Raw genomic sequence first — 16,461 nt, 5'->3', positions numbered from 1 at the left:
AGAAATGATAAATTGATTTCCGGGCCATATGGCCAAACAATTTAGACTATTAAAAGAAAAGCAAAAACTTTTTGATCTTTTTATAATTTTGTTAGATTCTCGTCTTCCCCTTTCTTCTTTTAATCCTGAAATTTTTGAAATTGCAAAAAATAAAAAGATTTTATTCATTTTCAACAAGATTGATTTAACTAATTTAACAAGACTTAAACAAATAACAAATCAATATAAAGAAAAAGGCGAAGTAATTCTTACTAATTTAAAATCTAAGGATGCATTTGCCAAAATAAATTCAATAATTAATAAATACTATTTAGAATCAAAAAAGAGAAATGATTTAAAAAACAAACTTACTCCACCTTTAAAATGCGTTGTTGTAGGAATGCCAAATGTTGGAAAATCAACTTTAATAAATTTACTTAAAAAATCTAAAGTTGCAAAAGTTGGAGCAATGGCAGGAGTTACTAGAAGTGAACAATGAATAAACTGCAAAAATTACATGCTTTTAGATACGCCGGGACTTCTTATGCCAAAAATAGAAGGTGATATTGGGCCAAAACTTGCCTTAGTTGGTTCAATTAGCAAAGATGCAATTTCACTAAATGAATTTATTGTAGAAATTTATAAAGTTGTTTCAAAATATTTCCCAGAAAAAATTGAAGAAATAAAATTAAAACCTTCATTTTCTGAAGAAGAAATATATGAGCAAATTTACGAACACGCTAAAAATTCAAACTTTTTATTAAAAGGGAATGAGTTAGATTTTAATAAATCTGCAAATAATCTCATCAATTATTTTAGCAATTTAACTAACGTCATTTATGATTAGGTAGATATGGAAAAATTAGAAACAAATTCAAAACCAAAAAAAATCAAATATGTTGCTATTGGCGACGATTTTTCTGCAGGGTATAATACTAAATTTGGGTTTTTTGCAAACGGTAAAAAAACTGTTGAAGGAAGAGTTGTTGGACTTGGTTATCCCTCATTTTTAGCATCACTTATTCAAAACCAAACTGACCTTGAACTTGAAAGCTTTGACAACTTTTCAATGTGTACAAGCAACGTAAAATTTTGAGATTCTTTAATTGAAAATAATCATAAAATGTTATTAAATCAATCAGAAAAACTTGATTTTATTCAAGCACTGGACTGAAATAGTTTGAACCCATTCAAAAACTTTTTTACTTCATATTTTAAAAACTGAAATGTTGAAAATGATGATTTCAAAGTTGTTAGTGAAAAAATAAAAGAGGCTAATTTTATTACTGTAAGTTTAGGATTTAATGATTTAATTTTTAATCTTCCATATGATAGATTTAGACAATACATTGAAAGTGGGAATAAAGAAAAAGAAGGTTGAGTTGAGATTGTTAAAAATCTTGACACACTTTTTTCTAAATTAACTCTTGACTTAAGTAATTTTTTAAAAAAATTGCGTTCAATAACTTCAGCAAAAATTGTATTGGTTTCTTACGTAAAACCTTTGATATATTTTGATGATATTTTCAATAGTTTTTTTCCAATTTATGAAGAAGAAAACAAAACCATTATTGACTACTTTTTATCAAAGTTAAACATGTCATTAAACAAAGCATCAAAACAAATTAATGAAGTAAATTTTGTTAATGTTTGCGACGAAATTTTTTGAAAAAATCATATTACTTTTTTAGCAGAAAACATTTTCTCAATTTGGCCGACTGAAAACGGTTATAAAAAAGTTGCCTTCGATTTGTTTACAAAATTAACTTTAAATTCGGATGAATTAAATGAACTTTTTAAAGACAAAACTTTTATAAAAAATCATATTGAAAATATTAATTACTGGCTTAGTCAATCAACAAATAAAAAGATATTTAATTTAAATAAAGCACCACAACAAATTTTTAAAGAAATTTTTGGTGTAAACAAAAACAATAATCTTTTAACAATAAGCAATATTGAGCATGCTTTGGTTGACTTAAAATCTCCATATTTATCTATACTTCCCTTTTTAGAATCTTTTATTTGATATTCTAAAGAGAATGTTCAAGTAATAATTGAAGGATTTAAGTCCTCAAAATTTTTAAGGAAAAGAACTAAATATCCATCATTAAATGAGGTTTATAAATTCTTGAATGATGAAAAAAATGCAAAAGAATTTTTTATAAGCTTTTTTAAAAATGGAAAGCTGGAAAAATTTACTTTTTTATGGCAAAGAACCATAATTGATGAAATCCATAGAGGTAAAAAACTTGATTTGCAACTTTTTAGATCTACTTTTATAGATCTTGTTAAATCAAGGCAAAGTTTAACTTATGATGTTTTTAAACAACTTTTTAATGCAAAAGTTATTCAAGATAATAAAGACATTATTAAGAATATTATTGATAAATTTATAAAAGATGCAACTACTACTGACATTCTTGAATTTATGTTTGACTTAAAAATCAATCAAAAATATTTAAAAATCAAAACATTTGTTGCCAACATGGAAACATTTAAGGAACTTGCAAATTTTATAGTTGATTCAATTACAACTTATTCATATGGATATGCAAAACTAAAGTCATTTGACGAGCTCTGAAAACACTGAATTGCCAAAAATAAATACAATATCATTTATCTTTTTGACAAACTATTTTTGGAATTAATTAATTCAGAAAACATGAATCAAACTATTGATTTTATTATTGAAAATATAACTAGTTTAGTTAGACTTAAAAATTTGGATGAAAAAGTCAGCAAATCTTTAAGAAATACTATTGAATCAATATTTTACTCATTGAAAGAAAACCCCGCTTATTTAAATAGAACATTTAATAAACTTCTTAAAAAAGTACAAAAAATAAATCTTTATGATGTTCTTCTAAATAAAAAACCAATCAAAAAAATCTTTTCATGAAAAAGCTTTGTTGACTTCAGAGACATATTTTTTGTAACATTTAAAATCTATCGTAAAATTTTAAAAATTAAATGAATAATTCGTGAAAATAAAATATAAAAAAGCCGCAAGGCCTTTTTTTAACTAAACATTTTTGGATCAATTTTTAGCTTGCCGTCTGAAACTTCTTTCATTTGTTTTGACATTCTTTCAAAGTCAGCAACTAGTAAATTATATTCGTGAGCACTTCTTCCGCTTCCTTTTAGAATTCTTTCTTTTCTAGAGGCGTTTTTTAGAAGTTTAGGGCTCTTTTTTTCTTGTTGTGTCATTGAATTAATTAACACAGTATAAATTTTGAATTTCTTTTCACTTTCTTCAATTTTTTCATCGTCAATTTTGTTGGCCAAACCTGGAATCATTTTTAAAATTCCACGCATTTTTCCAAGCTTTTTTATTTGTTCTAAACTATTCATTAAATCATCTAAATCAAATTTTCCAGTAAGCATTTTGTAGCCAATTTTTTTCATAAGTTTTTCATCAACTTCATCTTTGGCTTTTTCAATAAGTGACATCATGTCACCCATTCCCAAAATTCTATCTGCCATTCTATCAGGATGGAAAACTTCAAGACCGCTAATTTTTTCACCAACCCCAATAAAGCAAATTGGAACTTGAAGAATATGAGCAATTGAAAGTGCAGCACCACCACGAGCATCTGAATCAAGTTTGGTAATAATTGTTCCATCAAGTTCAACTTCTTCATGGAAAGTTTTAGCAACATTAATTACATCTTGACCTGAAAGTGCATCTACAACTAATAAAATGTAATCTGGGTGAATTGTTTTTTTAATGTTTTTAATTTCTTGCATTAATGCTTCATCAATTGAAAGACGACCCGCAGTGTCAATAATAATTAAATCATTTTTATTTTGATAAGCTTTTTCAACTGCATTTTTTGCAATTTTTATAGGATCGTTGTGAGTTTCTGAATAAAACTGAGTTTGAGTTTGCTTTGCAAGTTGTTCTAATTGTTCACGTGCGGCAGGCCTATAAACGTCAACTCCAACCAAAAGTGGATTTTGACATAGTTTTTTCTTTTTAAAATATGTAGTCAACTTTGCCGCGGTTGTAGTTTTACCTGACCCTTGAAGTCCAACCATCATGATTTTTGTTGGAATATTTTTAAGTTTAATATCAAGAGTTTTCTTACCAAGAATATTAGTAAGTTCATCTTTGAAAATTTTAAGAAATGTTTGTGATTGATTAAGTTTTCCAATAATTTGTGAACTTAAGGCTTTTTCTTTTACTTGTTTTGTAAAAGTTCTAACAACTTCTAAATTAACGTCAGCTTCTAATAAAGCTAACTTTACTTCTCTTAAAACTTCTAAAATATCTTCTTCAGTAATGGAGATTTTTTTATTAATTTTCTCCATTGATCTTTGCATTCTTTTTTGTATAAAATCTAACATATTTTAATTATACATAATTACTTAGAAAAATGAAAAGGCAATTTTAAGCAAAATTTTATATGATTTTTTTGTTCAAAAAAGTCAAAAATTTGCTTTTATAAAGTTATTTTTTGTAAAAAAACTAATTAAAATTATTGATTTTTAGACATTCTTAAATTTATTTATAAAAATTTAAATCTTTTAATAAATTTGTGATAAAATAATCATTTATTAACAAGATAGTGATTTTTTGAGGAGTTTGCCTGTGTCTAAAAATCAGAAAAAAAATATTCAAACAATAATCAATCATTTAAAAACTCAAGGCTTTGTTTATCAAAACTCAGAGATTTATGGTGGTGTAATCAACACTTGAGATTATGGACCTTTGGCTTGCAACATCATGAGCCAAATTAAAAAATACTGGATTAGAGATTTCATAACTCGCGAAAAGAATTTTCAAATTGATTCAAAAATTATTATGAATCCTAATGTTTGAAAAGCGAGTGGTCATGTTGACAACTTTTCAGATTTTTTAATTGAAAATAAAGTTAATCAAAAACGTTATCGTGCGGATCATATCGTTAAAGATTTGTTTCCAGAAGTTAATGTTGAAAAATCCACTCTTTCTGAACTTGAAAAAATTATTAAAGAAAAAGTTAAAGAATATGACGGCAGCAAAACTAATTGAGGCGAAATTAGACCATTCAATTTAATGTTTAAAACTCAAATGGGAGCCATTGATACACAAGCAAGTCATACGTTTTTACGTCCTGAAACTGCACAAGGAATTTTTGTAAACTTTAAAAATGTAGCAAGAACTACAAGGGCAAAACTTCCTTTTGGAATTGGGCAAATTGGTAAAAGTTTTCGTAATGAAATTACTCCACGTGATTTTATTTTTAGAACAAGAGAATTTGAACAAATGGAACTTGAATTTTTCTGTTTAGAAAAAGAAAGCGACAAATTTTATAAATACTGAATCAAAAAATGTGCTGATTTTGTTAAATTTTTAGGTCTTAAAAAAGAAAATATTAGAATTAGACCTCATGAAAAAGAAGAACTAAGCCATTACTCAAAGGGAACAAGCGATATTGAATATTTATTTCCTTTTGGTTGAGGCGAACTTTTAGGAATTGCAAATCGTGGTAATTACGATTTAACTCAACATTCAAAATTTTCAAACACTGAACTTGATTATCTTTTAGAAGATGGAAGTAAAGTTATTCCTTATTGCATTGAACCTTCAATTGGTTTAGATCGTCTGCTTTTAGCACTTTTAATTGATGCTTACAATGAAGAAGAAATTGCAAAAGATGATATCAGAATTGTTTTAAAACTAGATTTTAATATTTCACCATATCAAGTTGCAGTTTTTCCATTAATGAAAAAACTTAACAAAGAAGCTTTGGAAATCTACGATTCTCTTTTACAAACAACAGATTTGAGATTAATTTATGATGAAACCGGTTCAATTGGCAAAAGATATAGAAGGCAAGATGCAATTGGAACTAAATTTGCAATCACAGTAGATTTTGAAACTTTAGAAAATAAAACTGTCACCGTGCGTGAAAGAGACAGCATGGAACAAAAACGTATCCCAATTAACGATTTAAAAACATATTTTGAAAATTTTAGAAAGTAAGTAAATAGATGGAACAGAAAAACGTTTGAACTTTAGTTTTGGAAAAAACTGACATAGTGTCAGTTATTTCTGAATTTGTACAAATGCAAAAAAGAGGGAAAAACTATTTAGGTTTATGCCCTTTTCATGGCGAAAAAACTCCATCATTCACAGTAAGCCCAGAAAAAAATATATTCTCATGTTTTGGTTGCAAAAAGAGTGGAAGCGTAATTAAATTTATTGAACTTTATAAAAAAATTACACCTATTGAAGCTTTAAAATATCTTGCTGAAAAAGTTGGAGTTGATGCCTCAAATTATTTACAAAGATATGATAAAGGGAGCAAATTAACTGAAGATCAACTTCAAATTATTGATATTGAAAATGATGCTCACACGTTTTTCCAATATCATATGATAAGTGCAAAAATTAATAACGATGAACTTAAAAAGTTTTTAGAAAAAAGAAAACTCACTCATGAACTTATCAAAGAATTTGAACTTGGTTTTGCACCAAAAGATGAGTCAATTTATAATTTTTTAAAACAAAAAAGTTACACAGATTTAGATATTTTAAAATCAAGTTTAACTTCATCAAAAGATATCACCGGCAACTTTTTTGTTGATAGATTGATGTTTCCTATAAAGGACAAAGACGGACATGTTGTTGCATTTTCTGGAAGAGATATTTCCGGAAAAAGTACCTCAAAATATTTAAATAGTTCTGAAACATCAGTGTTCAAAAAAGGATCAGTTTTATTCAATTATTTTAAGGCAAAACCTTTCATTAATGATAGCAAAGAAGTATATCTTGTAGAAGGCCAATTTGATTGCATTGCTTTACATAAAGTTGGTATTAAAAATGTAGTTGCGATTATGGGAACTGCATTCACAGAAGAGCATCTTGAATTATTCAAAAATTGTCAAATAAATTTATTTTTTGATAGTGATGAAGCAGGTAAAATTGCAACCAAAAAGAATTTAAAAATGATATTATTTTTTGCTGGCAAATTTAATTTAAAAGTTAACTTAATTGTTAATAATTTAACTAAAGACGCTGATGAAATTTTTAATATTGATGAAGGTAAAACTTTAACCAAAATTCTTGGTGCAAAAATAGATGCAAGCGAATATCTTTTTAAAGAATATATAATTGGATCTGAAAATCTTTTGGCAAAACAAAGAACAAAAAATTATCAAGAAATGTTTGAGTATTTATACTATTTAACAAATCAAGAAAGAGCACTTTTTAAAGATAGAGTTTTAAAACAAAATTATCTTTCTGAAGAAACTTATAGAAGCTTTGAAAGTGAATTTTTAGTACCTAACTTTCCAAGTGATCCTTCATTCAAACAAATTATTAATAGATTCAATAAAAAAGAAGGTGCTGATTTCCCAAAAACTCCTTCATTTATGAACAATTTCGATTTTGATGACTCTATTTTTTCACCACCTCCAATTGAAAAAGGCTTTACTGGTTTTGTTTCAATTGAAGATCTAGATTTTAAGAAAAAAGATTCAAAATTTAGTAACAAGAATATAAGACAATTTGGAAGAAACAAAATCATTTCTCAACTTATTCTAACCTTTCTAAGAGAACCGCTTTTAGCTGAAAAATATAAAGATATGTTGTCACAAGTGAAGTTACGTGATTTTGAAGAAAGGCGTAGAGAACTATTGATGTTTGTAATCGATAATAATTTCAAATTAAACAATAAAGATGAACTGAAACATAAGATTGAAGAAGCTAAAATAACAAAAGCAACTAAAGAAAATTATCTCAAAGCACTTGAAGAAATTTCTTTTAATATTGAAACGATAAATGAAGCGAAAATTCAAGATCATCTTAGATCGCTAAACGCAGAAAATGAAGTTGTTGAAAATCAAAAAGAACACTTAACTGCTGAAAAAATTTTAGGAACAAAAAAGTAGGTTAATATGAGCACAGAAAATGAAATAAAAAAATCAATTGATTTAGTAGTAAAGTCAATTCAAAAAGAGCTTGAAAAAGCTAAAAAGAAAAATCCTAAAAAGGTAGCATTCAATCAAGAAGAAGTTTTTGCCATTTTAGAAAAACAAAAATTATTTATGGAAGATGAAAAAGTTATTGATTTACTTTTTGAAGAATTATTAAATAAAAATATTTTAATTAATGAAGTTGATTTTGGCGATGAAGACGATATTGAAGAAACTGACTTTATTGATTCAGTAAAAAAAGCGAAATCAACAAAAAAACCTGTCAAGAAAGATAAAGCGCCTTCATTTGATGAATTTGAAGATGATGAAGATTTTAAACTTTCCGAACCAGATGACGATGAACTATTTGATGAAAGTAGTTTAGAAGATGTTGAAGACGACGATGAAGAATTAAACATTGATGAAGAGTATGATGATTCTTCAATTAGAAAAAAAGACGATGATGATTTAGAAAAAACAGATGATTCACTTTATATTTCTACAAAAGATGATGATGAAGATGAAGAAGATGTTGATATGTCAGATGATGAATATGAATTCAATGCTGACTCGCTTTTGAAAAATTATGATACTTTTGAAATTAAATTAGATGATCCAAATCGTGGTTCTAAAGATGAAGGGCGTTTAGGCAATAAACTTACCGAAACTAATGACATTGTTAAATGATATATGAGATGAATCGGTAAATACGGAAAACTTTTAACCCCTAAAGAAGAAAAAGAACTCGCTGTTAAGATGGAAGAAGCCCAAAATAGTAATAATTACTATAAATTTAAAAGAGCGCGCGATATGCTTGTTAAAAGAAATTTAAGGTTAGTTATTAATAATGCTAAACGTTACAAAAACAGAGGTTTAAGCTTTATTGACTTAATTAGTGAAGGAAACTCTGGAATTATGAAGGCTGTTTCTAAGTATGATTACAAAAAAGGCTTTAAATTCTCAACATATGCTACTTGATGAATTCGCCAAGCAATTACTCGTGCAGTGGCAGATCAAGCAAGAACTATAAGAGTACCAGTTCACATGGTTGAAACAATCAATAAAATCTTGAAAATTGAAAGAGAACTTCAACAAGAAAACGGCTACGCACCAACTTATGAAGAAATTGCTAAAAAATACGGTCAAGATTTTACTGCCGAAAAAGTTAGATATATAAGAAAAATTAATATTGATCCAATTTCACTTGATAAAAGTATTGGCAAAGAAGAAAACTCATCATTTTCAGACTTCGTAAAAGATGAATCAGTAATAAATCCTACTGATTTTGCTTCAAAAGAAGAACTAAGCACTATTTTACATGAGATGTTGGAAAAACTTGATCCAGATGATAAAACTTTAATTCAAAAACGATTTGGTGTAGGAACTGATGAAAACGGTAATCCATATCATGAACACAAATTGGAAGAGCTTGCTGAAGAACTTGGCATTTCCAAAGAAAAAGTAAGACAAATGGAAACTAAAATTTTACGTAAATTGAAGCATCCAAAACGTAGAGAAAAGTTGAAAGCATATCATGAAAACAATTTTTCATCAGAATAGGGCAATTTCCAAATTTATTCTTAAAATCAATAAAAAATTAGAAAAATATGGATAAAAATTTTGTATTTTTAATAAATTTTAAGAAAATATTAAAAAAAATTTTTTCGTTTGTTATAATTAAATTGCAATCTCAGTTGTTTATCAACCTCGAGGTTGTATTCTAAGCGAGAGTTTAGAAGCTTGTCAGTTATAAGAAATAGAAGAAGTTAGCCAACTAGATGACTAACTTCCTCTTTTTTTTATTTTTCTTCATTAAGTTGAGATAACATAGTAGAAAATCTTGCTTAAAAGTCCAGGCAATTTGCGGTAATAACTAGCTCTTGTGAAGTACTTCTCATATCATTTTGTATTATTTATATTTACAAATTTTTCGAAAATGTTTACATATATAATAAGTTCATCTTCACTCAACTTAGATTTCAATTTTTTGATTATTTCTTCAAAAGTTTTTACTCTAAGTTCTCTTAGTATATCTATTTCATAAAAAGGATCGTTTTTATTTGGAATCTTTTTAATTTTTTCCGCAATCTCTTTTAACTCATCAATTAATTTTCTAATTTGGTATCATTTGATGACAAAATTCAACTTTGTCCGAAGATTCATATTATCCTCCTTGGTTATTTTTTTTAAAGGTAATTCAATTTTACTTTTTTTAAAAATCTACTTGTTCAAAGTAGTTTTTTAAAAATCCGACTTATATTTTTGCGTTCAAAAATATAATAGAAAAATAGTGAAACAAAAAAAATTCCTCATTGAAGGAATTTTTTGTTCTTTTTTAATTTTTAGTAAATTAAACGTATTTTTCAGGGTGTTCTTTTTGCATCTTTTTGACAAAATCTTTCTTATCCATTTTGCCATATTTATTCATTAAATTAACACATTCAAGGTATTCTTTTTCAGCTCATTTAATATCTTCAAAGCCAGTTACTTTAGTTACATTTTCACCTTTATATGCTTTATAAGTTGAAAAGAAAACTTCAATACTTTTTAATCACATTTTATCAACATCAGCTAAGCTTTTAATATTTTCAAGTCTTGCATCATCTGCATGAACTGCAATTAATTTGGTATCAGTTTCGCCCGAATCAATCATTTTCATAGCTCCTATTACTCTAGCGTTTAAACTAACTCCTGGAATAAAGGTTTCTGGTGAATAAACTAAAACATCAAGTTCATCTCCATCTCAATCTAAAGCTTCTTGAATATATCCATAATTTGCTGGATATTTGTATTCTCCTCTCAAAATTCTATCTACTTTAATTTTTCCTGTTGCACGGTCATATTCATATTTAATGTTTGACCCTTTGCTAATTTCTATGTTAACTTCTATATTTTTCATATTTTAATTTTAGCAAAAGGAGGGTAAAAAAACTCAATAAAAAGTATGCTATGGCTTAAATTTGAGTTTGAAAGTTGTGGAAAAATGATACAACTTTCAAAATTTTACTTTTCCTGTATTTTTCTCAAAGTTTTCCTAAAGTTTTCACGAAGTTTTCTCAAATTTAACAAAAAGTTGAAAAACATATTCACAATGAAATTAAGGAGGAAAAATGATTATTTACAAATACGGAAAAATTATGCATGTAAATACAAATTATTTAATTTTAGATCATAACGGGGAAGGAGAATTGATATATGTACCAAAAATTGATAGATTTAAAAGAGAAGAAAGCAGAAAAATTTTCATTTCAAACATTGATAATGAGTACTCAAAAGTGACTTATGGATTTGAGAACTTTAAGGAATTGGTTGTCTTTGAAGATTTAATTAGTTTACAAGGAGTTGGACCTAAAACAGCAATTTCTATTTTAAATGAAGGGTGAGAATATATTATTAGTTTAATTGCAAATGGTGACTTTGAAAGCCTTGGCAAAATTCCATATGTTTCTTCACGTGTTGCTAATGCAATAGTTTTTGCTTACAAAGATAAGTATGCAAAATTCTTAGCTAAACTGAACGATGAAGATGCATTAAAAATTAAAGCTTCAAGCAAAGTTAATGAAGCAATTAATAAATTTGAAGAAACAATGAAAATGCTTGGATTTAAACATAAACAAATTAAATATGCAATGGATCATATTGTAATCAATGATAATGTTGAAAAATGTGTTGAAGATGCAATTAATTTAATTAGTCAACATCAAAATGAAATCAGAGTTTAGAGTTACATCTTTCAAAGACTTTGTTGGACAAGAAAAAATTTGCAAAACCTTAAAAGTAATGATTAAAAGTGCAGATAAAAACTTACGCCCAATTGATCATTTACTTTTTTACGGTCCGCCAGGCCTTGGAAAGACTTCTCTTGCAAAAATTATTGCAAGTGAAACAAAAAGAAACATAATTTATGCACAAGGTCCTTTGCTTGAGAAAAAAAGCGATCTTTTGACCTTGCTTTCTTCAATAAAAGAAAATGACATCATTTTTATTGATGAAATTCATGGAATTAATAAAAATTTAGAGGAACTTCTTTATTCAGCAATGGAAGATAATGTCATAGACATTCCAATTGGAGTTGATGGCGATAAACGCATTATGCGAATGCAACTTAAAAATTTTTCATTAATAGGAGCAACTACTAAGTTTAATTTGCTTTCAAAACCATTAAAAGATAGATTTGGTTTTATTGCAAAACTTAATCCTTATTCAGATGAAGAAATTGAAAAAGTTGTCAAAAATTCAGCTAAAAGAAACCGAATAAATATTGAAGAAGATGCGATTAAATTAATTAGTCAGCATGCAAGGCAAACGCCAAGAGTTGCTAATATTTTACTAAGTCGTGTTTATGATTTTGCAGTCTATGATGATAAAGAAATAGTTACTAAAAAATTAGTGCATAAAGCCTTTAATTTTATTGGCGTTTATAAATTTGGGTTAATCTCAGCACAAATTGAATATTTAAAAGTTCTAAAAGATGTTTTTACAAATAAATTTGCATCTCTTGATGCACTAGCTTCAATTGCCAAAGATGATCGCTACACGATTGTCAATGAAATTGAGCCAACTTTACTTGTTTATAAATTAATTGAAAAATCACCACGAGGAAGAAGGATAACCCAAGAGGGCATTAAATATATAAATAACCTTAATATTTAAAATAAATTTATTATATAATTAAACATTATGAAAAAAACCAAGCTTATAAGTAACAAATTTAGATGATTTATTAATATTTTTGCGATTATAGCTATGCTATTAGTAATTATTTTCGGTTCAATATTTTATTTAAAACCAAAACTACAATCTTCAACTTCAAATATTGAAAGTTTAAGAACTTCTCTAAAAATTGTTGAAACCGAAAATAAAAACTTAAAAAATCAAAAATTGCCAAATGCAAATACTGTTCTATCAAAAACAAAAAATTATCTAGAAAATGCTCACCAGTTAGCATCGTATGACATTAAATTAAGCGGTGAAAAAACTATTGACATCATTAATTTAGTGGACAAAACCGATCAAGAAAAAAATGAGTTTATTAATTCAATAGTTAATAAACCACATATAACTTTCACTGATGATAAAGGTGATCCAATTTTTTTCAAAGGAAAATATAACATTCCTTCAATGTTTAATCCAGATCATAAAACATTAGATGATTTTATGAAAGGCGAAAGTTCAGATTTTTTACCTGATCTTGTTGAAAATCCTGCTTCAAGCTTTAATAAGCAAGGAATTTCAGGAAGAGTAACTTTAACCTTCACTGATGATGGCTGAAGTGAATTCATTGATTATTCAACTGTTTTAAACCCTCAATATAGCAAATTTTTTAATTGAGAACCACGTGCTTTAAACACTTACATTTGAATTAATTTAAAAGATTTTGTTAAAAAAGCTGAAACATTATTTCCTGAAGAATGGGAAAAAGCAGGCAGAAACCCTGTTAATTTTGCCTTTGTAGGAAACAATGCTGACGGAACTAAGCCTAAAGATCCTGCAAATCCTGCTGCCGGAACTGAAAAAGTTGACCTTGTTTTAAAAACTAATCAAATTAATGCTGAGAAATATTTAATTAGTTATGCAAATCCTAATGCAATTAGAACTCAAAATGTTAACGACTCTTCTATCTATATAATTAATAGCAACAAAAATGGATACACAGATAAAGAACTTGCAAATGCCATAAATTATTCAATGGCACCTTTTGAATTAAAAGAACAATACACTTACTATCAAACAACATCTTCAAAAGCAACTAATAAATATCTAATTGTGCTCGGCACTTTATATGCAATGTTTGCAGTATTTTTGGTTTTAAGATATAGAATTTTTGGAATTGTGGCAGCGGTGACATTGGCGTTCTTACTATTTATATTATTAGTATTCACCACAGCCTTTACAATTCATGTTAGTCCAATCATTGCCTTAGTATTAATGTTAGTTTTTGTAATGTCATTTGATTTAGTTCACAATCAACTTGACACATTTAAAAAAGAGAAAAACGAAGGGGCTAATGCAACCAAAGCCGTAAATAAAACTTTGAAAACTACAGTTATTTCATCCCTGGATGCTATCGCTGCCTTAATTCTTTCTTCAATTAGTGCAATTTATATTGGTGTTTCATATTCAAAAATAACTGGAATGCTTTTCTTTAGTGCATTATTAATTATGTTTTTATTAGGAATAATTATTCAGTCGCTACTGATGCGAAGTTTTGTAAAAACAGAAGCTTTTGACTCAAAAGGTTATTTATTAATTTGGTGAAGGCCAAACTTTAATAAAAAACTCTCTAAGTTAGATTTAATAACCAAATCAAGATTTTTCTACATTGCTTTAGCAATTTTAGGTTTAGCAGCATTAATTGTTTTCTTTAGTTTTGCCGGAATTAATAAATCATTTGCAAATAGCATTTCACTAAGTGATGAATTAAGCAAAAATTTTGTTTACATAATTGCTCCAAAAGAAGGAACTTATTTTAGCATTGATGATGCCAACAACATTATTACTTCTTTAGGAATATTAGATAATGTAAAGATAACTCCAATTTTAACAAGTATAACCAAAGAAAGTTACAGCATTATCTTGAGTTCAAAAGTTGAAATTGCAAGTGAAATTGATAAACTAAAACTTGTAACACCTTTACTTGGCGAAGCCAACATAATAGCGAATGTCACAAGTCCTGTTTCATTAAAAATAAATATCGGCTTAACAGCTGCAATAATTTCTTCAGCACTTGCTTTGAGTTCAATTTACTTATGAATTAGATACTCACTTTCTTCAGTTCTAATTCTTTGAATTAAAGAAATTCTTGCAATTATTATTATGTTCTTAATGCTAATAATTATTAGATCAAGCATTAGTCCAACTTTAATTGACACGATTATGTTTGGAACAATGTTTGTAATTATTGACAGTGCTATTCAAGCTTCCAGAGTAAAAGAAGAATTTAGAAAAGACTTAAATACTATAAATTACATTTATCCAAAAGAGAAAATCAAAGAAATTTTCTTAACTTATAGTAGAGAAACAATTAGCCGTGAATTTACAAACTTATTTATTTACTTATCTCTAATTCCACTTTCTCTATTCTTAATAACTTCATTAAGTATTACTGTAATCGCAGCAACTGCATTTATTTTGGGTGCAATTCCAATCTTAAACTTATTCTTTATGCCATTAATTTGAAAGAAATTAATTGAATTAAAATACAAAATTAAACAAAAAAGAATTGATACCAACTTTTGAGCAAATCCAAAAGTTGAAGAGCAATCATTTATTGGAATCAATGACTTTTCAATTTAATTTTTAAGGGGGCTAAATGTTTAATAAGTTAAAAGGAACAAAAGATTACTATGGACTTGATGCAAAAATTCTAAACTATATTAAAGAAAAGTTTTTTGCGATTGCAAAAAGCTTTGATTTTGAATTTATCGACACTCCAATTATTGAAGAAAAATCTCTTTTTGTCCGTTCAGTTGGTGAAACTAGTGACATTGTTACTAAAGAAATGTATACCTTTAAAGATAATGGCGGAAGAGATGTAGCACTTCGTCCTGAAGCAACTGCTTCTGTTATTAGAGCATTTGTTGAAAATAAAATTAATAACTTAGAAGATAGCAAATTTTATTATTTTGGTCCTATGTTTAGATATGAGCGTCCACAAAAAGGTCGTTCAAGACAATTTGTTCAAGGCGGAGCGGAACTTATTTGCAAAAAATCTCCACTTTCAAATTTTGAAATAATTCAAATGGCATATGAATTTATAAAATCACTTCAAATTAATGATTTTGTTCTGGAAATTAATAGTTTAGGCTCATTTGAAAGCAGAAATAAATACATAAATGTACTTAAAAAATATTTTGAAAAATATAGCGATAAATTATCAGAAATTTCAAAGCAAAGACTTGAAAAAAACGTTTTAAGAATCCTAGATGATAAAGAAGAAATTCAAAAAGACTTTGTAAAAGATGCTCCAAAACTTTTTGAATTTCTAACTGAACAAGAAAAAAACGAGTTCAATGAATTAACAAATTTACTAAATAAATTTAATATCAAATACTCAATTAATAAAAATTTAGTTAGAGGATTAGATTATTATAATGATATTGTTTTTGAATTTGTATCTACATCACCTGCACTTGGCTCACAATCAACTATTTTAGCTGGCGGCCGTTATGATGGAATGATTAAAAGTTTTGAAGGCCCAAACTTAGATTCAATTGGTTTTGCTTTTGGCGACGCAAGATTAATTGAAATAATCAAATGACAAATTGACAAATATGATGAATTAAATGATTCTCTTGACATTCTAATTGCTTATTTGAATGAAGAAGAAAAAGATGAAATTTTAAAAATTACCAATCTTTTACGTAAAAAATATCGTGTTAAATTACTTTTTGAAAAAGTAAGCACAAAAGAACTTTTCAAAAAGTTTTATAAATTCAATCCAAAATACTTAGTTTTTAAAGAATTAAATTCTAAAGAAAATGAAATAAAAATAAAAACAAAAGAAAATGAAGTCACTTTAGTTTTAAAAGACTTAAAAGATTTTGAAAAAGCGATTAAAAAATTGGAGTAAGGAAA

12 protein-coding genes are annotated in these 16,461 nt (G+C 27.1%); 9 read left to right on the top strand and 3 right to left on the bottom strand.

The features are described 5' to 3' along the window. Positions 1-4 precede the first annotated feature (4 nt). Together ylqF and R9C05_RS01265 are read left to right on the top strand one after the other, a co-directional pair. Positions 5-826, top strand: a complete 822-nt coding sequence (ylqF, locus tag R9C05_RS01270) for a ribosome biogenesis GTPase YlqF (protein WP_121940758.1) — start codon at positions 5-7, stop codon at positions 824-826. A 6-nt stretch (positions 827-832) separates the two neighbouring features. Further along, positions 833-2,980 (top strand): hypothetical protein, encoded by a 2,148-nt coding sequence (locus R9C05_RS01265; protein WP_121940759.1) that lies wholly within the window; start codon positions 833-835, stop codon positions 2,978-2,980. Between the two features lie 20 nt (positions 2,981-3,000). Here R9C05_RS01265 and ffh read toward each other — a convergent pair whose 3' ends face one another. Further along, complete coding sequence (ffh, locus tag R9C05_RS01260; RefSeq protein WP_121940760.1) at positions 3,001-4,329, bottom strand: signal recognition particle protein; 1,329 nt, start codon at positions 4,327-4,329, stop codon at positions 3,001-3,003. A gap of 244 nt (positions 4,330-4,573) precedes the next feature. On the opposite strand from ffh, the gene R9C05_RS01255 reads away from it, so the two are divergent. The 3 genes from R9C05_RS01255 to R9C05_RS01245 are packed head-to-tail and all read left to right on the top strand — an operon-like array spanning position 4,574 to position 9,444. Then, positions 4,574-5,950, top strand: a complete 1,377-nt coding sequence (locus tag R9C05_RS01255) for a glycine--tRNA ligase (RefSeq protein ID WP_277870183.1) — start codon at positions 4,574-4,576, stop codon at positions 5,948-5,950. A gap of 8 nt (positions 5,951-5,958) precedes the next feature. Further along, positions 5,959-7,860, top strand: a complete 1,902-nt coding sequence (gene dnaG / locus R9C05_RS01250) for a DNA primase (protein ID WP_121940761.1) — start codon at positions 5,959-5,961, stop codon at positions 7,858-7,860. 6 nt (positions 7,861-7,866) lie between these two features. Continuing rightward, entirely contained in the window at positions 7,867-9,444 is a 1,578-nt protein-coding gene (locus R9C05_RS01245) for an RNA polymerase sigma factor (RefSeq protein ID WP_121940762.1), read from the top strand. Between the two features lie 252 nt (positions 9,445-9,696). Here R9C05_RS01245 and R9C05_RS01240 read toward each other — a convergent pair whose 3' ends face one another. After that, positions 9,697-10,047, bottom strand: coding sequence for a hypothetical protein (locus R9C05_RS01240; protein ID WP_121940763.1), 351 nt, complete (start codon positions 10,045-10,047; stop codon positions 9,697-9,699). Between the two features lie 187 nt (positions 10,048-10,234). Beyond that, positions 10,235-10,783, bottom strand: a complete 549-nt coding sequence (locus R9C05_RS01235; protein ID WP_121940764.1) for an inorganic diphosphatase — start codon at positions 10,781-10,783, stop codon at positions 10,235-10,237. 211 nt (positions 10,784-10,994) lie between these two features. On the opposite strand from R9C05_RS01235, the gene ruvA reads away from it, so the two are divergent. Genes ruvA through hisS form a run of 4 tightly spaced genes read left to right on the top strand, consistent with a single transcriptional unit; the run spans position 10,995 to position 16,456 of the window. Continuing rightward, positions 10,995-11,606: a Holliday junction branch migration protein RuvA gene (gene ruvA / locus R9C05_RS01230; RefSeq protein ID WP_121940765.1), complete on the top strand. Its 612-nt coding sequence runs from the start codon at positions 10,995-10,997 to the stop codon at positions 11,604-11,606. Continuing rightward, a complete protein-coding gene (ruvB, locus tag R9C05_RS01225; RefSeq protein ID WP_121940766.1) occupies positions 11,590-12,537 on the top strand; it encodes a Holliday junction branch migration DNA helicase RuvB in 948 nt (315 codons plus the stop codon). The genes ruvA and ruvB overlap by 17 nt, the downstream gene beginning before the upstream one ends. 27 nt (positions 12,538-12,564) lie before the next feature. Continuing rightward, positions 12,565-15,180, top strand: coding sequence for a protein translocase subunit SecDF (gene secDF, locus R9C05_RS01220; RefSeq protein WP_121940767.1), 2,616 nt, complete (start codon positions 12,565-12,567; stop codon positions 15,178-15,180). Positions 15,181-15,196: 16 nt separating this feature from the next. Next, positions 15,197-16,456, top strand: a complete 1,260-nt coding sequence (gene hisS, locus R9C05_RS01215; RefSeq protein ID WP_121940768.1) for a histidine--tRNA ligase — start codon at positions 15,197-15,199, stop codon at positions 16,454-16,456. The last annotated feature ends 5 nt before the right edge of the window (positions 16,457-16,461 follow it).

Source organism: Metamycoplasma subdolum (genome assembly GCF_033546815.1).
In the GTDB taxonomy this organism is placed as follows: Bacteria; Bacillota_I; Bacilli_A; order Mycoplasmatales; family Metamycoplasmataceae; genus Metamycoplasma; species Metamycoplasma subdolum.
Note: the sequence above shows the minus strand (reverse complement) of the source record. Positions and strands in the feature narration are given on the sequence as shown.